This window comes from Pseudomonas sp. C7.1, assembly GCF_056312395.1.
Window position 1 is genome coordinate 2,901,259 of the sequence record NZ_JBWDTL010000003.1, and the last position, 21,463, is coordinate 2,922,721.

General features: G+C 60.5%; 17 protein-coding genes and 2 pseudogenes. 7 read left to right on the forward strand and 12 right to left on the reverse strand.

What is annotated here, in order from left to right:
* Positions 1-27 precede the first annotated feature (27 nt).
* Positions 28-1,572, forward strand: coding sequence for an AmpG family muropeptide MFS transporter (locus AC0T4W_RS17015; protein WP_476320973.1), 1,545 nt, complete (start codon positions 28-30; stop codon positions 1,570-1,572).
* 56 nt (positions 1,573-1,628) lie between these two features.
* The gene (locus tag AC0T4W_RS17020) at positions 1,629-2,354 is read left to right on the forward strand and encodes a lipopolysaccharide kinase InaA family protein (RefSeq protein WP_476320975.1); all 726 of its coding nucleotides are present in this window, start codon (positions 1,629-1,631) and stop codon (positions 2,352-2,354) included.
* Between the two features lie 12 nt (positions 2,355-2,366).
* On the opposite strand, the gene AC0T4W_RS17025 is transcribed toward AC0T4W_RS17020, so the two are convergent.
* Both AC0T4W_RS17025 and AC0T4W_RS17030 read right to left on the reverse strand, forming a co-directional pair.
* On the reverse strand, positions 2,367-3,200 hold the full coding sequence (locus AC0T4W_RS17025) for a mechanosensitive ion channel family protein (protein WP_476320977.1): 834 nt from the start codon (positions 3,198-3,200) through the stop codon (positions 2,367-2,369).
* 112 nt (positions 3,201-3,312) lie between these two features.
* Entirely contained in the window at positions 3,313-3,792 is a 480-nt protein-coding gene (locus tag AC0T4W_RS17030) for a YajQ family cyclic di-GMP-binding protein (RefSeq protein ID WP_422579639.1), read from the reverse strand.
* 142 nt (positions 3,793-3,934) lie between these two features.
* On the opposite strand from AC0T4W_RS17030, the pseudogene AC0T4W_RS17035 reads away from it, so the two are divergent.
* From AC0T4W_RS17035 to AC0T4W_RS17050, 4 genes and pseudogenes are all read left to right on the forward strand, one after another.
* A pseudogene (locus AC0T4W_RS17035) lies at positions 3,935-4,811 on the forward strand (GGDEF domain-containing response regulator); the annotation flags it as partial.
* A gap of 110 nt (positions 4,812-4,921) precedes the next feature.
* The gene (locus AC0T4W_RS17040; protein ID WP_476320979.1) at positions 4,922-5,830 is read left to right on the forward strand and encodes a putative 2-dehydropantoate 2-reductase; all 909 of its coding nucleotides are present in this window, start codon (positions 4,922-4,924) and stop codon (positions 5,828-5,830) included.
* Between the two features lie 46 nt (positions 5,831-5,876).
* Positions 5,877-7,889, forward strand: coding sequence for a sensor histidine kinase (locus AC0T4W_RS17045; protein ID WP_476320981.1), 2,013 nt, complete (start codon positions 5,877-5,879; stop codon positions 7,887-7,889).
* Between the two features lie 2 nt (positions 7,890-7,891).
* The gene (locus AC0T4W_RS17050) at positions 7,892-8,476 is read left to right on the forward strand and encodes a cob(I)yrinic acid a,c-diamide adenosyltransferase (RefSeq protein WP_476320983.1); all 585 of its coding nucleotides are present in this window, start codon (positions 7,892-7,894) and stop codon (positions 8,474-8,476) included.
* 63 nt (positions 8,477-8,539) lie between these two features.
* Here the strand turns inward: AC0T4W_RS17050 and AC0T4W_RS17055 are convergent, their stop codons facing one another.
* From AC0T4W_RS17055 to AC0T4W_RS17080, 6 genes are all read right to left on the reverse strand, one after another.
* Complete coding sequence (locus AC0T4W_RS17055; protein ID WP_476320985.1) at positions 8,540-9,433, reverse strand: RluA family pseudouridine synthase; 894 nt, start codon at positions 9,431-9,433, stop codon at positions 8,540-8,542.
* A gap of 34 nt (positions 9,434-9,467) precedes the next feature.
* On the reverse strand, positions 9,468-10,409 hold the full coding sequence (locus AC0T4W_RS17060) for a Nudix family hydrolase (RefSeq protein ID WP_476320987.1): 942 nt from the start codon (positions 10,407-10,409) through the stop codon (positions 9,468-9,470).
* Positions 10,406-11,038, reverse strand: coding sequence for a glutathione S-transferase family protein (locus AC0T4W_RS17065; protein ID WP_476320989.1), 633 nt, complete (start codon positions 11,036-11,038; stop codon positions 10,406-10,408). Before AC0T4W_RS17065 ends, AC0T4W_RS17060 begins: the two co-directional genes overlap by 4 nt.
* A 126-nt stretch (positions 11,039-11,164) precedes the next feature.
* Entirely contained in the window at positions 11,165-12,382 is a 1,218-nt protein-coding gene (gene argJ / locus AC0T4W_RS17070; RefSeq protein WP_476320991.1) for a bifunctional glutamate N-acetyltransferase/amino-acid acetyltransferase ArgJ, read from the reverse strand.
* Positions 12,383-12,668: 286 nt separating this feature from the next.
* On the reverse strand, positions 12,669-15,401 hold the full coding sequence (gene secA, locus AC0T4W_RS17075) for a preprotein translocase subunit SecA (protein WP_476320993.1): 2,733 nt from the start codon (positions 15,399-15,401) through the stop codon (positions 12,669-12,671).
* A 117-nt stretch (positions 15,402-15,518) separates the two neighbouring features.
* Positions 15,519-16,445, reverse strand: a complete 927-nt coding sequence (locus tag AC0T4W_RS17080) for a M23 family metallopeptidase (RefSeq protein WP_476320995.1) — start codon at positions 16,443-16,445, stop codon at positions 15,519-15,521.
* An 81-nt stretch (positions 16,446-16,526) separates the two neighbouring features.
* Here AC0T4W_RS17080 and AC0T4W_RS17085 point away from each other — a divergent pair, with 81 nt between their 5' ends.
* Complete coding sequence (locus tag AC0T4W_RS17085) at positions 16,527-16,982, forward strand: DUF721 domain-containing protein (RefSeq protein ID WP_476320997.1); 456 nt, start codon at positions 16,527-16,529, stop codon at positions 16,980-16,982.
* 79 nt (positions 16,983-17,061) lie between these two features.
* On the opposite strand, the pseudogene lpxC reads toward AC0T4W_RS17085, so the two are convergent.
* From lpxC to AC0T4W_RS17105, 4 genes and pseudogenes are all read right to left on the reverse strand, one after another.
* Positions 17,062-17,974 (reverse strand): annotated as a pseudogene (gene lpxC, locus AC0T4W_RS17090) (UDP-3-O-acyl-N-acetylglucosamine deacetylase).
* A 112-nt stretch (positions 17,975-18,086) separates the two neighbouring features.
* On the reverse strand, positions 18,087-19,274 hold the full coding sequence (gene ftsZ, locus AC0T4W_RS17095) for a cell division protein FtsZ (protein WP_476320999.1): 1,188 nt from the start codon (positions 19,272-19,274) through the stop codon (positions 18,087-18,089).
* Positions 19,275-19,317: 43 nt separating this feature from the next.
* Positions 19,318-20,565: a cell division protein FtsA gene (gene ftsA, locus AC0T4W_RS17100; RefSeq protein ID WP_476321001.1), complete on the reverse strand. Its 1,248-nt coding sequence runs from the start codon at positions 20,563-20,565 to the stop codon at positions 19,318-19,320.
* 20 nt (positions 20,566-20,585) lie between these two features.
* Entirely contained in the window at positions 20,586-21,461 is an 876-nt protein-coding gene (locus tag AC0T4W_RS17105; protein WP_476321003.1) for a cell division protein FtsQ/DivIB, read from the reverse strand.
* Positions 21,462-21,463 lie beyond the last annotated feature (2 nt).

The following is a 21,463-nucleotide window of genomic DNA, read 5'->3' on the forward strand; positions in this document are numbered from 1 at the left end:
GGTCATCCTCAGGCAGAAGTCCGCTCAATGCCCCGTAAAAGTTGGCGCGAAGCCATAGCCGCTTATTCAAGCCCCTCGACATTGGTGCTGCTGCTTCTAGGGTTCGCCGCTGGCCTGCCCTACATGTTGGTGTTCTCCACCCTTTCTGTATGGTTGCGCGAAGCCGGTGTGGCCCGCGACACCATTGGTTTTGCCAGCCTGATCGGCCTGGCGTACGCCTTCAAATGGGTATGGTCGCCGCTGCTTGACCAGTGGCGCCTACCGCTGTTGGGCAAGCTGGGCCGCCGACGTTCCTGGTTGGTGTTGTCGCAGATTCTGATCGCCATCGGCCTGGCCGGCATGGCCCTCTGTGACCCGCAAACCCATCTGACCTGGCTGATTTCTTTGGCCGTGCTGGTGGCCTTCGCCTCGGCCACTCAGGACATCGCCGTCGATGCCTACCGCCTGGAAATCGTCGATGACAGCCGCCAGGCCGCACTGGCCGCAAGCTATATGGCCGGCTATCGTGTCGCCGCCTTATTAGCTACCGCAGGTGCGCTGTATTTTGCCGAAGGCTTTGGCTCCACCGCCCTGCTCTATCAGCACGGCGCCTGGGCTGGTACTTACCTGATGTTCGCCCTGCTGATGTTGCCCGGCCTACTGACCAGCCTATGGATGCGCGAGCCGGATGTGCCGCTGCGTACCCAGCTGGACGCTGCGCGTTATGGCTTTAGCCATCAAATTGCCTCGGTGCTGGTGCTGATTGTGTTGCTGGTATCTGTGCCGGCGATGTTTACTCAGTTCTATCACACCGATTTCGCCAGCGTGATCAACGGCCAAGCGAGCATGCTCGACTTGCTGCTGGAAGACCGCGCCTTCCTGCGTGCTCTGCTCTACACCATTCTCAGCGCCCTGTGTCTGTCGTCCATGGGCCGTCGCGGCCTTGCGCCGGTGCTGACCCCGGTCAACGACTTTATTCTTCGCTACCGCTGGCAGGCCTTCCTGCTGCTGGGGCTGATCGCCACCTACCGCATGTCGGACACCGTAATGGGTGTTATGGCCAACGTGTTCTACATCGACCAGGGCTTTACCAAGGATCAGATCGCCAGCGTCAGCAAGCTTTTCGGCCTGGTAATGACCCTGATTGGTGCAGGTTTCGGCGGCTTGCTGATCGTGCGCTTCGGCATTATGCCAATCCTGTTTATCGGTGGCGCAGCCTCGGCCGCGACCAACCTGCTGTTCCTTATGCTCACCGGCATGGGTGCGGACCTGCAGATGCTGATCGTGACCATTTCCGCTGATAATTTCAGCGCTGGCCTGGCCACTGCGGCATTTGTCGCCTACCTGTCGAGCCTGACCAACCTGAAGTTTTCCGCCACCCAGTACGCCTTGCTCAGCTCAATCATGCTGCTGCTGCCACGCCTGATTGGCGGTTACTCCGGGGTGATGGTGGAAAAATTCGGCTATGCACAATTCTTCCTGGTAACCGCCTTGTTGGGTATTCCGACACTGCTGCTGATTCTTCTGCAATGGCGCCGCGAGCGGCCACAGGCCAGTGACGCCATCGCGACTAGCGCCGTTGAACAGCCCTGATTGGGGCAAACTGGCAAGAGTCTTGCTCTGCCCTATTATTCGCAGAAGGGCAGACCATGACCGTAACACTCAGTAACGTCAGCAGTTCATTTGGCCCAGCCAGCCTTGACAGCTGGTGGCAGATCCAGGGCGAGTGGGTCGAAGAGCCCAACGACCGTCGCGGCGGTCAAAGCGGCGTCCAACGCATTTGGAAAGATGACACCTTGCTCTATGCCAAGAGGCAGACAGGGCATATCCATCGCAGCCTGCTCCACCCCTTTGGCCGCCCCACCGTGCTACGCGAGCGCGATGCGCTGCTGGGCGCCCGCAAAGCCGGGGTAATCGTCCCAGAAATTATCTACTGCGCCGCCGAGCGCAACACACTGGGCTGGCGCGCCTTGTTAGTCACCAAGGCACTGGAAGACTTTCAGCCCCTCGATGACTGGTATGCAGGCAATGGCCGCGAGCAGTATGGCGACTCCCTGCACCAGCAACTGCTGCAGAAAGTAGCTCAAAGCCTCGCCAGCCTGCATAGCGCGCGCTGGCAACACGGCTGCATCTATATCAAGCATATTTTTGTGCGCATCACCGGCGAAGGACAAACGCTGACTCCCGAGGTGGCCTTGCTCGACCTGGAAAAGTGCCGCCAGCGCCTGACCATCAAGCAAGCCGCATTGCACGACATGCTGCAGCTGCGACGCCATTCGCCGTGGGATCAGGCCGACTGGCAAAGCCTGATCAGCCACTACCAGCTGGCGATGGGCCGCAACTTCAAAACGCTCTACAACGCCACTCGCCGCTAACCCGGCGAGCCATCACGCAGAGGGCTGCTGCACCAGATGCACCACCCGCTGCGGGAATGGAATGCCGATACCCGCCTCGCTCAGGCGCTCCTTGGCCTGTTCGGTAAAAGCGAAGGTGACCGGCCAAAAATCCGGTGTTGCCACCCAAATACGCAATGAAAGGTTGATCGCGCTATCACCCAGCCCAGTCACAAACACTGCCGGCGCGGGGTCTTGACGCACGCGAGGGTCCTTGGCGATGTTCAACAACACCTCGCGGGCCTGCTTGATGTCACTTGAGTAATCGATACCCAAATTGATATCGACACGCCGCGTGGATTCACGCGAGTAGTTGGTGATATGGCCATTCGACAGGCTTCCGTTGGGCACGATCACCACTTTGTTATCAGCAGTTTTCAGCGTGGTATGGAAGATCTGAATGCTGTCGACGCTGCCCGACACGCCCTGCGCCTCAATCCAGTCACCGGCGCGAAACGGACGAAACAACATAATCAATACGCCGCCAGCGAAGTTAGCCAGGCTGCCCTGCAAGGCCAAGCCAATCGCCAGGCCAGCAGCACCGATCACCGCGATAAAGGAAGTGGTTTCCACACCAATCATCGAGGCCACGCTGACCAGCAGCAACACCTTCAGTACGATGCCAACCAGACTGCAGATAAAACTGCTCAGCGCGCGGTCGACCTGACGCATATTGAGCAAACGGCCAATGCTGCTGGTGAGTTTGCTGACCAGCCACCAACCGATCAGCATCGTGATCAAGGCCAGCGTCAGCTTGCCGCTGTACTCCAGCACCACAGGCAACCAGGCCTCGGACATTTTCACCAGTTGTTCGACGCTCATATCCATTTGTTAATCCTTGTAAGCCTTTGAAAACAAACCGCCACGGCAAGCCGTGGCGGTTTTACTGTACCCACACCGTTGCGACGCCCGTACAGCGGCAAGGTTCAACACTCACCAATCAATCGCGGAAGTTGTTGAACTGCAATGGCATGCCAAAGTCCTTGGCACGCAGGGCGGCAATCGCTTCCTGCAAGTCATCGCGCTTCTTGCCAGTGATGCGCACTTGCTCACCCTGAATCGCGGCCTGCACTTTGAGCTTGCTATCTTTAACGTGCGCAACAATCTTCTTCGCCAGGTCTTTTTCGATGCCTTCGCGCAAGATCACTTCCTGCTTGACGCTCTTGCCCGAAGGGTAAGCATCTTTGAACTCCAGGCACTGCACATCGATCTTGCGTTTGACCAGACAGAGCTTGAGAATCTCAACCATCTGTTCCAACTGAAAATCCGCATCGGCTGTCAGGTTGACAGTCAGCTCTTTCAGCTCAAAGCTACCTTTACCGCGCAGGTCATAACGACGGTCCAGCTCTTTGATAGCGCTGTCGATGGCGTTGGTCACTTCATGTTTGTCCAACTCGGACACCACGTCGAACGAGGGCATGGGCTTACTCCAGATAGACGGCGCGCCCTGCATCACGAACAGGACACGCCTGGCTTGACGGTAAAAAAACCCGACCATTATATAGCGGTAGCAACATACACTGCCCGGCGAAGTATCGGGCCCATGTGATTTCCTCCTAGCGAGCCTGCCCATGCCTACCCCCCATCTGAGTATTTTGGTCGTCGATGACGCCAAGTTCTCCAGCGCCATGATCGGGCGTGCCCTGACCCAGGCGGGCTATCAGGACCTCCGTTTCGCCAGCAGCGCAGCCGAAGCCATCAGCCTGCTCGAACAGCGCCCCGCCAGTGTTTTGCTCGCCGACTGGCTGATGCCGGAAATGAACGGCCTGGAGCTGACCGTGCAGGTGCGCCAGTTCGATGAAATGGTCCACCACTACACCTACGTCATTCTGCTCACCGGCAAGGAAGGCGAAAACGTACTGGGCGAAGCCTTCGACAGCGGCGTCGATGACTTCATCAACAAGGCGGCAATGAACGAGCAACTGGTGCCCCGCGTATACGCCGCAGACCGCCTGTGCAACACCCTGCAGCGTCTATTGCAGGAAAATCGCCTGCTCACCGAAAACATCGCCAGCCTGGAACAACGTAATCTGATCGACCCACTCACGGGCCTCGGCAACAGCCGTTACCTGCACCAGAAAATGCTCGACAGCCTGCGCCAGGTCGAATCCCGAGGTGGCGCCCTGTGCTACCTGCTGATTGGCCTGCAGGACGTGCAAGAACTGCACCAGCAGTATGGCGATGCTTTCTACAACGAACTGCTCACCGGCGTAGCCCGTCGCTTGCAACAGCTGGTGCGGCCGCTGGATGTGCTGGTGCGCCTGGATGAAAGCCACTTCGGCCTGATCACCCTGCTGATCGACCTGCATGAGTGCTCGCCCAGCAGCTTCAAGCGCCTGCATGAAGGCATCAACCTCAAGGCGTTCAAGACCAGCGAAGGCTTTATCAGCCTCAAGGCCGGTATCAGCCTGGTCGGCCTGGACGCCAAAGGCCTGCCCATCACTCCGGAGCAAATCACCGACCACGCGGCCAGGATACTGCCCGAATCACACAGTACCGGGCTGGTGACCGCCTTGCGCCTGTCTTTGCCGCAATAAGCCGCGCCCAGCATGTGGCATATCCTCGGCGCCGGCAGCCTCGGCACCCTGTGGGCGACGCGTTTAGCGCGCGCTGGCCTGCCGGTGCAACTACTCCTGCGCGACTCGGCGCGCCTGCACAGCTATCAACAAGCCGGCGGGTTGACGCTGGTTGAACAGGGCCAGGCGCAGCAGTACGCCATCCCCGCACAAACGGTCGATCAGCCCCAGCCGATCCAACGCCTGCTGCTCGCCTGCAAAGCCTATGACGCCGCTGCAGCGGTAAGCCAACTGGCGCCACGCCTGGCTCCTGGCGCCGAAATCCTCTTGCTGCAAAATGGCCTCGGCAGTCAGGACGAAGTCGCCCGCGCCGCCCCCCAAGCACGCTGCATCTTTGCCTCCAGCACCGAAGGCGCGTTTCGTCAGGCGGATTTTCAGGTGGTATTTGCCGGCCACGGCCACACCTGGTTCGGCGACCCGCTTGATCTGCAGCCGCCCACCTGGCTAGACGACTTGCACCAAGCCGGCATTGTTCACGACTGGAGCCTGGATATCCTCAGCCGGCTGTGGCGCAAACTGGCACTGAACTGCGCGATTAACCCGCTGACCGTACTGCACGACTGTCGCAATGGCGGGCTGCGCGAACACCCGGCGCACATCGCCTGCCTGTGCAGCGAACTGAGTGAGCTGCTGCACCGCTGTGGCCACAGCGCAGCCGCCACGGACCTGCATGACGACGTACAACGGGTGATCCAGGCCACCGCTGCCAACTACTCTTCCATGCACCAGGATGTCAGCCAGGGCCGGCGCACGGAAATCGCCTACCTGCTGGGCTATGCCTGCAACGCCGCACAACGCCATCAATTGCTGCTGCCGCATCTACAGGCGCTGCACAGCCAGCTGCTGGCCCACCTCGACGCACGCAGATTGCCCAGCCACTGAGGCCCGCGTTAACCTGCCAGCACTTCCACCATCGCGACAGCCCGCCATGCCCCTGCGCCAAAGCCTCGAAAATCTACCGGTCGGCCGCAAGCTGCTGGTCGCCCTGCTGGCTTTGCTCGCCACCGTGCTGCTGGTGGCCAACCTGGCCTTTATCAGCGCGGCCTACTGGATCTCTCAGGAAAGCGTGGCGCCCCAGGCCCTACACACCCTCGGCCGACTGATTGCCAGCCCACCGTTGAGTGCAGAAGCACTCCGTTCCCCCGAAGCGGCAAAAGCCCTGCTCAGACGCCTGGATGACTACACACCGCTGCGCGCGGCGGTGATCTATGACGCCGAGGGCCTGAATCTGGCGCAACTGCAGCGCGGCCGCAAACTGCAGCTGCCGCAGCGCGTCGAAGAGGTCGAATCCTGGCGCCACAACGAGTTTCGTATCAACCAGCTGGTCGAATTGCCACAAGCCAAGGGCAACTCCGGCCATCTGCTGCTGGTAGCCTCCAGCGAGCTGCCAGGGGTGTTCTACACCGGCACCTTGACCGCCAGCCTCGTGATTCTGGCGTTGAGCGTACTGTTTTGGCTGATCGTCTCGCGCCAGGTACGCCGCCTGATCACCCGGCCGATCCGCCGCCTGGAAGAGCTCTCACGCCAGGTCACCCGCGAAGAGAACTACGCCCTGCGCGCGCGACGCGGCAACCGCGACGAAATCGGCAGCCTGGCCGAAGCCTTCAATACCATGCTGATGCGCATCGAAGCCCGCGAGCAGCAGCTAAAACGCGCCCGCGACGACGCCCAGCAAGCCTTCGACCAAGCGCAGCACCTTGCGGAGGAAACCCGCCGCTCCAACCGCAAGCTGGAGCTGGAAGTGCAGGTGCGCGGCAAGATCGAGAAAAAGCTCACCGGCTTTCAGAAGTACCTCAACAGCATCATCGACTCCATGCCCTCAGCGCTGATCGCCCTCGACGAACAGCTCTACGTCACCCAGTGGAACAAGGAAGCCAGCAGCCTCTCCGGCACCCGCCTGGACGAGGCACTGAACCAACCGGTGTTCCTCGCCTTTCCACTGCTCAAGCCCTTCCTGCCGCAGCTCAAACGCACCGTCGAGCAGCATCAGGTGGAAAAGATCGAACGGGTCACCTGGGGCAGTAACGAGCAGCCGCATCACTTCGCCCTGACCTTCTACCCACTAATGGGCGGCAGCGGCGTGGTGATTCGTATTGATGACATCACCCAGCGCCTGAATCTGGAAGAAATGATGGTGCAATCGGAGAAGATGCTCTCGGTCGGAGGCCTTGCCGCCGGCATGGCGCACGAGATCAACAACCCGCTGGGGGCCATCCTGCATAACGTGCAGAACATTCGCCGGCGCCTGTCGCCAGAGCTGGCAAAGAACCACGAACAGGCCGAACAGGCCGGCATCTGCCTAGAAGCCATCGACCGCTACCTGCAAGCCAGGGAGATTCCGCGCCTGCTCGACGGCATCCAGCAGGCCGGCAGCCGTGCGGCGAAGATCGTCAGCCATATGCTCAACTTCAGCCGCCGCAGCGACCGCCAGCTGGCCCCCTGCCAATTGCCGGCGCTGGTCGATCAGGCACTGGAAATCGCCGGCAATGACTTCGACCTGACCGAGAGTTTCGATTTCAAAAGCCTGAACATCCAGCGTGAGTTTGCCGCCGACCTGCCTTCTGTGCCGGCCACCGCCAACGAACTGGAGCAGGTGCTGCTCAACCTGCTGAAAAACGCCGCCCAGGCCATCCACCAGCGCGATGACACTTTAACGCCAGGGCAGATCACTCTACGCGTGCGCCTGGCGCCGCCTTGGGCGGAAATCCAGGTGGAAGACAATGGCGTCGGCATGCCAGAGTCAGTGCGCAAGCGCATCTTCGAGCCGTTCTTTACCACCAAGGAAGTCGGCCAGGGCACCGGGCTCGGGCTATCGGTGTCCTACTTCATCATCACCAACAACCACAAAGGGCAGATGGAAGTGCAATCCAAAGCCGGCCAGGGCACCTGCTTCACCCTGCGTCTGCCAATGACCACCGCCACGCCCGACACAGGTCTCTGAACATGGGTTACCGACTCTCGAAAATCTACACCCGCACCGGCGACGCCGGCGAAACAGGCCTGGCCGATGGCCGCCGCGTGACCAAGGATCACCCTCGGGTCGACGCCATGGGCGAGGTGGACACATTGAACAGCCAACTCGGTTTGCTGCTAGCCGAGCTTGCCGAACAGCAAGCCCAATGCCCAGGCTTGGCCGAAATCATCGAGGTACTCGCGCCCTGCCAGCACCGCCTGTTCGACCTCGGTGGCGAACTGGCGATGCCGGATTACCAGGCCCTGCAGGCCACGGAAATCGAGCGGCTGGAGGCGGCTATCGACCGCTGGAACGACGAAGTCGGCCCACTGGAGAATTTCATCCTGCCCGGCGGCTCGCGCCTGATTGCCCAGGCCCACGTGTGCCGCAGCCTGGCCCGCAGCGCCGAGCGCCGCTGTCAGCACCTGAACGCCGTAGAGCCGATTCGCGGCGTTGGCCTGGCCTACGTCAACCGCCTGTCCGACCTGTTGTTCGTCGCCGCACGGCTGATCGCCAAGCGCCAGGGGATTGATGAAGTGCTCTGGCAGGCAGCCGCCAAACCACCAACCGCGTAGGGTGGACATGCGCAGCTTGTCCACCTGAAAGGTATCGGCGGACAAAGCTTCGCCATGTCCGCCCTACAGCAGACTCAGGCCACTTTCGAAACAGCGCCGCTCACCCGTGATCGGGTCATCGAACGCCAGGCCACGGGCCAGCAGCTTTAGCGGTTTGCTGTAGTCATCCGGCGTACCGGGAGCATCGGTGACCTCGGGATAGAACGGATCATTGAGGATCGGTGCACCCAGCGCGGCCAGGTGCACGCGCAGCTGGTGCTTCTTGCCGGTGACCGGATACAGCCGATACAACCAGTGCTCACCCAGGCGCTGGGCGACTTCGATGCGGGTTTCGGTATTGGCCTCACCGGCCACCTCCTGCATACGAAAGAACGGCTCAGCCCCCTCCAGCCGCGTCGCCCGCAGCAGCGGAAACTCCAGCTGCGGCAAGGCGGCTGCCAACGCCTCGTAGCACTTGTTCATCTGCCGCAGACGAAACAGCGCCTGGTACTGACCACGGCTCTGCCGATTGGTGGAAAACAGCACCAGGCCGGCGGTGTGCCGATCAATCCGGTGCAGCGGCACCAGGTCGGCATTGCCTAAACGCTTGGCCAGACGTGCCTGCAGGGTCTGCTCCACGTATTCACCGGCGGGCATCACCGGCAGAAAATGTGGTTTGTCAGCCACCAGCAAGTGCTCATCGATATGCAGCAGGGTTTCTACAAAGGGAATCGGCTTCTCCGCCGGTACTTCGCGAAAATAGTGCACTTTGAGCCCTTCGCGATACGCAGCCTGCATGCCGAGCGGCTGGCCCTGGGCGTCCAGCACCCGACCACGGGCGATCCGCTCTTGCCACACCGCCGGTGCAATCGCCGGAAAATGCGCGCATAGGCACTCGAACACCGTCACCCAGTTACCACGGGGCAAGTGCAGGGTGCTGGGGCGCATATTCGAGGGGGAGCGGGCTTCAACAGGCATCAACGAACTCGGTCTGACAGGCACATAAATGGATTCACTCGGGCCAGAACGCGCGAATCCCCGCCACGCCCTGAGCGCCAACCTGCCAGGCGCGCTCGACATCGGCAGGGGTAACCCCGCCCAGCAGATAGGCCGGCTGATTAAAGCCCTGTAGCAGCTCGGCAACCTGCGCCCAGCCCAGCGGCTGCGCATCGGGATGGGTCTGGGTGGCTTGCACGGGGGACAGGGTGATGAAATCCACGCCCATCTGCGTGGCCAGCTCCAGCTCCTGCGAACTGTGACAGGAGGCCGCCAGCCAGCGCTGCGTTGGAAACGGTCGACCGCCAGCGCTCAACTCGCGCAACTGCTGCGCCGTCAGGTGCCAGCCGGCGGCGGGAAAGTCGCCCAGCCATTCCAGCGGGCCTTTGAGCATCAGCTGCGCTTTGCCCGCACAGAGGCCGAGGGCATCCACGGCAATGTCGCGGTACTGCGCATCAAACATCGCCGGGGCACGCAGTTGCAGCAAACGAATACCGTTTTTCAGCGCGGCCTGGATACCGCGCAAAAGCTCTGGCCCACTCAAACCTTCCGGAGTGATCAGATAACGCTCGGGTAAACGCGCCGCCGCGACAATCGGCCGATTGGCGGCGGGAAACTCATAATCGCTCAACTGCCGAGGGCTGACCCAGGCCAGCGGCTGGCCTTCGGCGCCGTGTGGCTCGCCGGTAAAGGCCGAGACCTCCCAGACGTCCAGCAGCACCTGCTTATCCGGGTAATCGTGACGCACCTGAATCAGCGGCCGCGCGGCGCTGGGGCGAATGCCCAGCTCCTCTTCCAGCTCACGGGCCAGTGCTGCCTGGACCGCTTCGCCGACCTCGACCTTGCCACCGGGAAACTCCCAAAGGCCGCCCTGGTGCTTATCCTCGGGCCGTTTGGCGAGGAGGATCTGCCCGTCCACGCCACGAATAACTGCAGCGGCTACATGGATACGTTTCACGCCAGATGCTCCTCCTGGGCGGTTTGATACCAGCGCTGAAACGCCGGCCACTGATAGATACTCTCGACATAGGCGGCAGCCTCTGCAGGTAGCGCCACCTGATAACTGCGCAGGCGCGCCGCCACCGGGGCAAAGAAAGCATCGGCCAGGCTGGGCTTACCAAACAGAAAGCCACCACCCAGGCCAAAGCGCTGTCGGCACTCGGCCCACAAAGCGCAGATGCGCTGAATATCAGCCACGACATCAGTCGGTATTTCAGCCAGCGCCTTGTCACGCTTGAGGTCCATGGGCATATGCGTGCGCAGCGCGACAAAACCGCTGTGCATCTCGGCGCAGGCACTGCGCGCCAGTGCGCGGGCGTCCCGCGCCTGCGGCCATAGCTGAGCCGCAGGGAAGCATTCGGCCAGGTATTCGCCAATCGCCAGGGAGTCCCAAATAGCGCCGTCATCACTGATCAGCAGCGGCACCTTACCGGTCGGCGAGTGCTGCAAAATCTGCGCGCGGGTATCAGGCCGGTTCAGGGTAATCAGCTGTTCGGCATAAGGCGCGCCGGTCAGCTCAAGGGCCAGCGCCGCACGCAGCGACCAGGACGAATAGGTTTTGTCGCCGATAACCAGAGTAAGTGACATGGGCTGCGCTCAATACGAGAAGGTCGAATGACCTTAAAAGGCGACCTGGGCAATAGCAAATTCCCGTTGTTCATGGGGGCATGAACAACGGGAATGCGGGCCGTCAAACAGCAGATGCGTGGCAGATCAGGTGCGGTACTCGGCGTTGATCTTCACGTACTCATGGGACAGGTCGGTGGTCCAGATGGTCTCGCTGCAGCCACCACGGCCCAGCTCGATGCGGATGGTGATCTCTTCCTTGGCCATCACGGCGGCGCCCTGCTCTTCGGTGTAACTGGCGGCGCGGCAGCCACGGCTGGCGATACACACATCACCGAGGAACACGTCGATCAGGCTGACATCCAGTTGCGCCACACCGGCATAACCGACGGCCGCGAGAATGCGCCCCCAGTTAGGGTCGGAGGCAAACAGCGCGGTCTTGATCAGCGGCGAATGAGCCACCGCATAACCGACATCCAGGCACTCCTGGTGGGTCGCGCCGCCGTTGACCTGCACGGTGACGAACTTGGTCGCGCCTTCACCATCGCGCACGATGGCCTGGGCCACTTCCATGAAGACGCTGAACACCGCTTCCTTGAGCTTGGCGAACAGATCACCACTGGCCTGGGTGATTTCCGGCAAGGCGGCCTTGCCCGTGGCAATCAGCATGCAGCAGTCGTTGGTCGAGGTATCGCCGTCGATGGTGATGCGGTTGAACGACTTGTTCGCCGCATCACGAACCAGGTCCTGCAGCACGCTGCGCGCGACCTTGGCGTCAGTGGCGATATAACCGAGCATGGTCGCCATATTCGGGCGAATCATACCGGCGCCTTTGCTGATGCCGGTTACGGTGACGGTAACGCCATCGTGCACAAACTGGCGGCTGGCGCCCTTGGGCAGGGTGTCGGTGGTCATGATGCCGGTGGCCGCTTCAGCCCAATGGTTCTCAGACAAGTCGTCGAGGGCGGCCTGCAGCGCACCTTCGATCTTCTCGACCGGCAGCGGCTCGCCAATCACCCCGGTGGAGAACGGCAGCACAGCGCCTTCATCCACACTGGTCAGCTGAGCCAGGGCGGCGCAGGTGCGCATGGCATTCTGCAGGCCCGGCTCGCCGGTGCCGGCGTTGGCGTTACCGGTGTTGGTCAGCAGGTAACGCACGCTGCCCTGCACGCGCTTCTTGGCCAGAATCACCGGTGCGGCGCAGAACGCATTGAGGGTGAACACACCCGCTACGTTGGAGCCTTCGGCACAGCGCATCACCACCACATCCTTGCGTCCTGGGCGTTTGATGCCCGCCGAAGCGATGCCCAGCTCGAAACCTGGAACCGGGCGCAGGGTAGACAACGGGCCAAGACCAACAGCCATAGAGAACACTCCTTGAGGTGGTAGGACTGATTGCGATGGTAAAACGCCGCGAGCGGTCAGACCGTTCGCGGCGTTATCAAGCTGGGCCAAGCATAGCCAACTTCACTGTCGGCTCAACCCGCTTTAAGCCGTCACTGGTCAGCTTAGAATCTGTTTTGGGACTCGCAAGCTAGAGCGAGACAAGGCAAAAATGGCCGAGGAAGCGGAGTTTACGAGCTGTAAATGAGCATTCCGAGGCCATTTTTAACGCAGTATCGCCGACGCGCAGCAGGTCCAAGACAGGTTCTTAGTTAACCTGACCGTGGCAATGCTTATACTTCTTGCCGGAGCCACACGGGCACGGCTCATTGCGGCCAATCTTCGGCTCGGTGCGCACTGGCGCCACGGCAACCGCCTGATCGCCCTCTTCTTCAGTAGCTTGCGGCAGCAGAGCCGAAGCTTCTGCATGCTGGAACTGCATGCGCTCGGCCAGTGCTTCGGCCTCGCGACGCAGGCGGGCTTCTTCTTCGGCCGGATCTTCACGGCGCACCTGCACATGCGAGAGCACGCGGATGGTGTCGCGCTTGATCGAATCCAGCAACTCCTGGAACAGGGTAAAGGACTCGCGCTTGTATTCCTGCTTGGGGTTCTTCTGCGCATAACCGCGCAGGTGAATGCCGTGACGCAGGTGATCCATGGTCGACAGGTGGTCTTTCCACAGGTCGTCGAGTACACGCAGCAGAATCTGCTTCTCGAAAGTGCGCAAGGCTTCGGCGCTGGCTTCGTTTTCCTTCTCGTTGTAGGCGCTGATTAGCGCTTCAAGAATGCGCGCACGCAGGGTCTCTTCGTACAGCTTGTGGTCATCGTCGAGCCACTGTTGGATCGGCAGGCGCAGGTTGAAGCTGCTGTACAGCGCCTCTTCCAGGCCGGCGATATCCCACTGCTCAGGCAGCGACTGCGGCGCGATATGCTGGTTGATGGTGTGATCCAGCACTTCCTGACGGAACTCGGCGATGGTTTCGCCGATATTGTCGGCGGCCAGCAGCGTGTTGCGCATGTGATAGATCACTTTGCGCTGCTCGTTGGCCACGTCGTCGAATTCCAGCAGTTGCTTACGCATGTCGAAGTTGCGCCCTTCAACCTTGCGCTGGGCTTTTTCGATGGCGTTGCTGACCATACGATGCTCGATGGCTTCACCGGGCTGCATGCCCAGGGCCTTCATAAAGTTCTTCACTCGGTCCGAAGCGAAGATACGCATCAGGCTATCTTCCAGCGACAGGTAGAAACGGCTGGAACCTGGGTCACCCTGGCGACCCGCACGACCACGCAGCTGGTTGTCGATACGGCGTGATTCGTGACGTTCAGAGGCGATCACATGTAGACCGCCCGACTCGATCACCTGCTGATGACGCTTCTGCCAGTCAGCCTTGATCTGCGCAATTTGTTCAGGTGTCGCGTTTTCCAGGTTGGCAACTTCAACTTCCCAGTTACCGCCCAACAGGATGTCGGTACCGCGACCGGCCATGTTGGTGGCAATGGTCAGCGCACCCGGACGACCGGCCTGGGCAATGATCTCGGCCTCTTTCTCGTGGAACTTGGCGTTGAGCACCTTGTGCTCAATGCCTTCCTGGTTGAGCAGTGCCGACATGCGTTCAGAGGTTTCGATGGTGGCCGTACCGACCAATACCGGACGCCCCAGGACCATGCTTTCCTTGATGTCCGTGACGATGGCCGCGTACTTCTCTTCCGCAGTCAGGTAGACCAGGTCGTTGAAGTCCTTACGCGCCAGAGCACGGTTGGTCGGGATCACGATCACCGCCAAACCGTAGATCTGGTGGAACTCGAACGCTTCGGTATCAGCCGTACCGGTCATGCCGGACAGCTTGCTGTACAGGCGGAAGTAGTTCTGGAAGGTGGTCGAGGCCAGGGTTTGGCTCTCGGCCTGAATCGGCAGGCCTTCTTTGGCCTCAATCGCTTGGTGCAGACCTTCAGACAGACGACGACCGGGCATGGTGCGGCCGGTGTGTTCGTCGATCAGCAGCACCTGATTGTTCTGCACGATGTATTCAACGTTGCGGTTGAACAGCTTGTGCGCACGCAGGCCTGAGTAAACGTGGGTCAGCAGGCCCAGGTTATGCGCCGAATACAGGCTTTCGCCCTCGGCCAGCAGGCCGACTTCGGTGAGCATTTCTTCAACGAACTGGTGGCCCGCTTCGTTCAACTCAACCTGGCGAGCCTTCTCGTCGACCTTGTAGTGGCCTTCCTGGGTGACAACGCCCTCTTCTTCCTCAACATGCAGCTTGAGGCGCGGGATCAGCTTGTTGATTTCAGTGTAGAGGCGCGAGCTGTCTTCGGCCTGGCCGGAGATGATCAGCGGGGTACGGGCTTCGTCGATCAGAATGGAGTCGACTTCGTCGATTACGGCGAAATTCAGCTCGCGCTGGAATTTGTCTTCCAGGCTGAAGGCCATGTTGTCGCGCAGGTAATCGAAACCGAATTCGTTGTTGGTGCCGTAGGTGATATCGGCGGCGTAGGCTTCGCGCTTCTCTTCCGGCGGCATAAAGGGGGTAACGATACCCACGCTCATGCCGAGGAATTCATACAGCGGACGCATCCAGTTGGCGTCGCGGCGGGCCAGGTAGTCGTTGACCGTGACCACATGCACGCCCTTGCCGGACAGCGCATTGAGGTACACCGCCAAGGTCGCCACCAGGGTCTTACCCTCACCGGTGCGCATCTCGGCGATCTTGCCTTCGTGCAGGGTCATACCACCGATCAACTGCACGTCGAAGTGGCGCATGCCCATCACCCGCTTGCCGGCTTCGCGGGCTACCGCAAAGGCTTCGGCAAGCAGCTGGTCGAGGGTTTCGCCTTTGGCCAGACGGGCTTTGAACTCCTCCGTTTTGGCACGCAGTTGCTCATCAGAAAGGGCAAGCATCTGCTCCTCGAAGGCATTGACGGCTTGCACCGCCTTGAGCATGCGTTTGACTTCACGCTCGTTCTTGCTTCCAAAGAGTTTTTTCAACAAAGGCGCAAACATATCGACAGGATCTTCCAGGCGTATGGATTGAGGGCGGCTGAACAGCGACCCATGCAGCCTTTATGGCTGCGTGCGAAGGGGGCATTCTACCCGGAAACGCAAACGAGGAAAGCGGCGTTATTCCACGTCGTTAACCCGAGCTATATAGCTGGCTGGGTTGACCACCCGGCCATCTTTGGTAACTTCGAAGTGCACATGGTAACCACTGGCGCGGCCGCTACGACCGACCTTGGCAATGGTCTGGCCGCGCTGCACCAGATCACCGATCTGCACCTGATTGCTCTGGTTGTGCGCATAAAGGGTGGTGTAACCGTCAGCATGGCTGATCTCCACGGTATAGCCATAACCCGACTTGACCCCGGCAAAACTCACCACTCCAGCCGCGACGGCAACCACATCGCTGCCCGGCTTGGCGGCAAAATCGACACCTTTATGCAGGGTGTTACGCCCGGTCAGCGGGTGCACGCGGCGGCCGAAGGGTGAGGACATATAGCCATGGCGCACCGGCATGCCGGACAGGTACTCGGCCTCACTCAGCTGACGGTCACCGATCATCTGCTCCAACACTTCCAGCAACTGCTCACGACTGTCCAGGCGCACGCTTAGGCGATCAAGCTCGTCCATAAACGGCGGTGGCGCATAGGCGGCATCGCCCACGGCATCTTCAGCACCACCTTGGCCAACATTAAGGGAGAAATCGAATTCGCTGGCATCCAGATCCGCCAACTCGGTGAGACGCGCACCCAAGGCATCCAGACGAGTCAGCCGCGCCTGCAGCTCGGCCACATGCACGGCGAAGGCATCCAGCTGACGCTGCGCGTCACGGCGCACTTCGCCAACCTGGGCGCGCTGTTGATCAATTACCTGATTAAGCTGGGTGTCGTCATGCACCTTAACCGTCGCAGGTGCCCACCAGGCGCCAACGGCCACACCGCTGGCCAGCGCCGCGCCGAGGGCCAGCAGCAACGCCAGCAACAACCAGCGCAGATCCAGACTGAGCGAACGGGCGGCACCGTGGTGCCGACTAAGTAGAATGATGTGCACGGCCTTCCCCTAGTGGTGAAGCGTCAGTCGGCAGCAGCGATTCTGCTACCATGGCGGCTCCACTTTTTCAGGCGTCCTGCCATGACTTTTCGTCCTTTGCCGGCCCGGGCTCCCGCCGCGCTGTTGCGCGAAGCGAAATCCCTGAAGGCGCTGTTCAATCAAGCGCAACGCATTGATCGCCTGCAACACCTGCTGGAAAGCCAGCTGCAGCCTGCTGCTCGCGAACACTGCCATGTGGCGTCATGGCGCGAGGGCTGCCTGCTATTGATCATCACCGATGGCCACTGGGCCACGCGCCTGCGCTATCAACAAAAACGCTTGTTGAAACAACTGCAGGCACTCGAAGAATTCGCGACCTTAACGAAGATCCTGTTCAAGGTGCAACCTCCGACTGCCGAAAGGCGTGCTCCGGGTCGCACAATCAGCCTGTCCAGCAGCGCCGCAGAAAACATCCAAGCCACTGCCGATGGTATCAGCGACCCCAAGCTACGCGCCGCCCTTGAGCGCCTGGCCAAGCACGGCAAACCCAGCGAATAAGTGCATCACCCGGTTACTCGCAGATAAAAAGAGGCCCCCCGAAGGTGGCCTCGAAAAGCAAAGTAAGGAGGGTATTGCGTTACACGGCCGCAACTGGGCGCATGTAAGAGATTGGCGCGGTGTTGGGGTCATCAAAGGTGACAACTTCCCACGCATCGGTTTGCTCGATCAGGGCGCGCAACAGGCGATTGTTCAGCGCATGCCCCGATTTGAAACCCTTGAACTCGCCAATCAGGCTATTACCCAGCAGGTAAAGGTCACCGATCGCATCGAGAATCTTGTGCTTAACAAATTCGTCCTCGTAACGCAGGCCGTCTTCGTTCAACACACTGAACTCATCTACCACGATGGCGTTATCTACGCTGCCGCCGAGCGCCAGGTTCTGTGAACGCAGGAACTCGATGTCACGCATAAAACCGAAGGTGCGAGCGCGGCTGACTTCCTTCACAAACGAGGTGCTGGAGAAATCCACGCTGGCGGACTGGGTGCGATTGCGGAAAACCGGGTGATCAAAATCGATCTCAAAGCTCACCTTGAACCCTTCAAAAGGCACGAAGGTGGCGCGCTTGTCGTCCTCTTCAACTGTGACTTCGCGAAGAATACGGATGAACTTCTTATGGGCTTCCTGCTCTTGCAAACCAGCAGATTCGAATCAGGAATACAAAGGGGCCCGCACTGCCATCCATGATCGGCACTTCGGACGCGGAGAGCTCGACGTAGGCGTTATCGATGCCCAGGCCAGCCATGGCCGAAAGCAGGTGCTCTACCGTATCCACCTTGACATCACCATTGACCAAGGTGGTCGACATGGTGGTTTCACCAACATTGCCTGCACGCGCGGGAATTTCCACGACAGGGTCTAAGTCGGTACGACGGAACACGATACCGGTGTCCACGGGTGCCGGCTTCAGGGTCAGGTATACCTTTTCCCCGGAATGCAGGCCGACGCCAGTGGCGCGGATAATGTTCTTCAGGGTGCGTTGTCTGATCATGGCTTTGGCCGCTATAGCACTAGTTGCGAATTGTTTTCAACAATGGCCGGCGATGATAGCAGAACCGGCCTTTGCTGAACACCAATCACCCCAATACTCCTGATACATTTCATCAATCGGCCTGACGACGCAGGAACGCCGGGATGTCCAGGTAGTCCAGGTCATCCTGCGGGTTCAGCTTGGCCGCTGTGGCCGCACCGCCGTGGCTTTGACGCTGAACGGTAGGACGCTCGTAGTCCTTGTAGTTGACGCTCTGCTCGCCACGCGCCGGGGCTGCGCCGTTGCTGCCAGTGCTGGCAGAAACTTGCACGGTATTGTCGATAACCTTGACCGGCTTCTCGATACGGGCACCCAAACCGGTGGCAACTACAGTGACGTGCAGCTCGTCGCGCATGTCCGGATCGATCACGGTGCCGACCTTGACGGTGGCGTGCTCGGAGGCAAACTGCTCGATGATGTTACCCACGTCGGAGTACTCACCCAGGGACAGGTCAGGACCGGCGGTGATGTTCACCAGAATGCCGCGCGCGCCTTGCAGGTTGACGTCTTCGAGCAGCGGGTTACGGATCGCCGCTTCGGTGGCTTCACGTGCACGGTTAGGACCGCTGGCGCAGCCAGTGCCCATCATCGCCATGCCCATTTCGCTCATCACGGTTTTCACGTCAGCGAAGTCGACGTTGATCATGCCCGGACGCTTGATGATGTCGGAGATACCGCGCACGGCACCGGCCAGTACATCGTCTGCCTTGGCGAAAGCCGACAAGAGGCTTGCGTCTTTACCGAGGATGGTCAGCAGTTTTTCGTTCGGGATGGTGATCAGTGAGTCGACACTTTCCGACAGCGCGCGGATGCCTTCTTCGGCGATCAGCATGCGCTTCTTGCCTTCAAACGGGAACGGACGGGTCACCACCGCAACGGTGAGAATGCCCATTTCCTTGGCCACCTGAGCAATAACAGGAGCCGCACCAGTACCGGTACCGCCACCCATGCCGGTGGTGATAAAGACCATATCGGTGCCAGCAAGCACTTCAGCGATACGCTCGCGATCTTCCATGGCCGCCTGACGGCCGACTTCTGGATTGGCACCTGCACCGAGGCCCTTGGTCACCGCAGTGCCCAGTTGCAGCACGGTACGTGCGCCGATGTTTTTCAGTGCCTGAGCATCGGTGTTAGCGCAGATGAACTCAACGCCTTCAATGTTGTTTTTCGCCATGTGATTGACAGCATTACCGCCGCCGCCGCCCACGCCGATAACTTTGATAACCGCACTAGCTGGAGCGCTGTCTACGAGTTCGAACATTTTCCCTCTCCTTTACTTTCTAGTTGTAACGCCTACTGCAAAATCAGAAATTGCCCTGGACCCAGCGTTTCAGCCGTTCCAGCACAGGCTGTTTGGGTTCGTCGCTGTAACCGCCGATGGCCGACATGGAAATGCCATCGGTTTGCTTCTGCAGGCCGTACATAAGCAGGCCCACACCAGTGGAATAAATCGGGTTGCGTACCACATCAGCCAAGCCCTTGACGCCCTGGGGCAGGCCCAGGCGAACCGGCATGTGGAAAATCTCTTCGGCCAACTCCACCGCGCCTTCCATCTTCGCGGTACCGCCGGTGAGGACGATGCCGGCCGGGATCAGGTCTTCGTAGCCACTGCGGCGCAGTTCAGCCTGGATCAGGGTGAACAACTCGTCATAACGCGGCTCGACCACTTCGGCCAGGGATTGGCGCGACAGGTCGCGCGGCGGACGATCGCCGACGCTCGGCACCTTGATGGTTTCGCCAGCACCGGCCAGTTTGGCCAGGGCGCAGGCGTAGCGGATCTTGATTTCTTCGGCGTACTGGGTCGGCGTACGCAGGGCCATGGCGATGTCGTTAGTCACCTGATCGCCAGCAATTGGGATCACCGCTGTGTGGCGAATCGCGCCTTCAGTGAAGATGCAGATGTCGGTGGTGCCTCCGCCGATGTCCACCAGGCACACACCCAGCTCTTTCTCGTCGTCGGTCAGCACCGCATAAGCCGAGGCCAACTGCTCAAGGATGATGTCGTCGACTTCCAGGCCGCAGCGGCGCACGCATTTCTCGATGTTCTGCGCGGCATTCACCGCGCAGGTGACCACGTGCACCTTGGCCTCCAGACGCACGCCAGACATGCCCAGTGGCTCACGCACGCCTTCCTGGTTATCGATCACGTAATCCTGCGGCAGGGTGTGCAGCACCCGCTGGTCTGCCGGAATGGCCACGGCCTGGGCGGCATCAAGCACACGCTCCAGATCCGCTGGGCTGACTTCGCGATCACGAATGGCGACGATGCCATGGCTGTTGAGGCTGCGGATATGGTTGCCCGCCACGCCGACGAAAGCCGAATGGATACGGCAGCCGGCCATCAGCTGCGCTTCTTCAACGGCGCGCTGGATCGACTGCACCGTGGACTCGATATTCACCACCACGCCCTTTTTCAGGCCGCGCGACGGATGGGTGCCGATGCCGACGATTTCCAGTTGGCCGTCCGCATTCACTTCCCCGACCAGCGCCACCACCTTGGAGGTACCGATGTCGAGGCCGACGATCATCTTGCCGCTCTGCACGTTTGCCATGGCTCTTGCCTTCTCCTGATTCACTGCACGACAGCGGTTGGTGCCGCCGTGGGCGCGACCGGCTCACGCCATGCCACGGCCAGGCCGTTGGCATAACGCAGATCGATCCGCGCAATATTCGTTTGTTGCTCTTTCAAGGCCTTGTCGTAAATGGCCGTGAAACGCCGCATTTTTTCCACCAGGTGGTCACGCCCCAGCAGCAGTTCGATGCCCTGCCCGGTAGAGAGGAACCAGCTGCCGCGCTCACGCAACTCCAGCCGCGCCACGGAAAACCCCATGGGCCGCAGCATCTGGCTGAGTACCTGGTATTGCTGCATCACCTGCTGCTGGGCACGCTTGGGGCCATACAGCTGCGGCAGGTGTGGGTAATTCTCCAGTTCCAGCGGTGCGAACGCCTCGCCCTGGTTGTTCAGCAGCGCCTCATCACCCCAGCGGGCAATCGGCAATTGTTCTTCCAGACGCACCACCAGTTGGTCCGGCCATACTCGGCGCACCTGGGCGCTGGCGATCCACGGCATCATTTCCAGTTCACGGCGCAGGCTGAGCAGGTCGACACTGAAAAAGCTTGCACTGGCATAAGGCGCAATGCGCTCTTGCACGGCCTGCTGGTTGACGTAGCTGAGGTCGCCCTCAACGCTGATCCGTGCAATCGGCTGGTCGGCATAAGGCAACGCACGCAACGACAATTCATAGGTGCCGTAACCCAATGCGAGCAGCAGCAGCGGCCAGGTCAGGTGCTTGAGCCAGCCGCCCATGCCTGTGAGGCGAGCTTTCGGCAGGCTCATGCGCAGGCTGATCGGCTCTTTGGCCACCAAACGGCTGGCGCCACGCGGCACAGGCTTACCGCGCACGGGGGTGCGGTTCGAGCCTGGCTGGTGACGCAAGGTGGCCGTCATGA

Coding starts and splice junctions, on each gene's coding strand:
- AC0T4W_RS17105 (WP_476321003.1), bottom strand. CDS start 21,461: ATGACGGCCACCTTGCGTCACCAGCCAGGCTCGAACCGCACCCCCGTG.
- AC0T4W_RS17040 (WP_476320979.1), top strand. CDS start 4,922: ATGTGGCATATCCTCGGCGCCGGCAGCCTCGGCACCCTGTGGGCGACG.
- AC0T4W_RS17025 (WP_476320977.1), bottom strand. CDS start 3,200: ATGGATATGAGCGTCGAACAACTGGTGAAAATGTCCGAGGCCTGGTTG.
- ftsZ (WP_476320999.1), bottom strand. CDS start 19,274: ATGTTCGAACTCGTAGACAGCGCTCCAGCTAGTGCGGTTATCAAAGTT.
- AC0T4W_RS17065 (WP_476320989.1), bottom strand. CDS start 11,038: ATGTCACTTACTCTGGTTATCGGCGACAAAACCTATTCGTCCTGGTCG.
- AC0T4W_RS17055 (WP_476320985.1), bottom strand. CDS start 9,433: ATGCCTGTTGAAGCCCGCTCCCCCTCGAATATGCGCCCCAGCACCCTG.
- AC0T4W_RS17030 (WP_422579639.1), bottom strand. CDS start 3,792: ATGCCCTCGTTCGACGTGGTGTCCGAGTTGGACAAACATGAAGTGACC.
- AC0T4W_RS17050 (WP_476320983.1), top strand. CDS start 7,892: ATGGGTTACCGACTCTCGAAAATCTACACCCGCACCGGCGACGCCGGC.
- AC0T4W_RS17045 (WP_476320981.1), top strand. CDS start 5,877: ATGCCCCTGCGCCAAAGCCTCGAAAATCTACCGGTCGGCCGCAAGCTG.
- secA (WP_476320993.1), bottom strand. CDS start 15,401: ATGTTTGCGCCTTTGTTGAAAAAACTCTTTGGAAGCAAGAACGAGCGT.
- AC0T4W_RS17085 (WP_476320997.1), top strand. CDS start 16,527: ATGACTTTTCGTCCTTTGCCGGCCCGGGCTCCCGCCGCGCTGTTGCGC.
- AC0T4W_RS17020 (WP_476320975.1), top strand. CDS start 1,629: ATGACCGTAACACTCAGTAACGTCAGCAGTTCATTTGGCCCAGCCAGC.
- ftsA (WP_476321001.1), bottom strand. CDS start 20,565: ATGGCAAACGTGCAGAGCGGCAAGATGATCGTCGGCCTCGACATCGGT.
- argJ (WP_476320991.1), bottom strand. CDS start 12,382: ATGGCTGTTGGTCTTGGCCCGTTGTCTACCCTGCGCCCGGTTCCAGGT.
- AC0T4W_RS17015 (WP_476320973.1), top strand. CDS start 28: ATGCCCCGTAAAAGTTGGCGCGAAGCCATAGCCGCTTATTCAAGCCCC.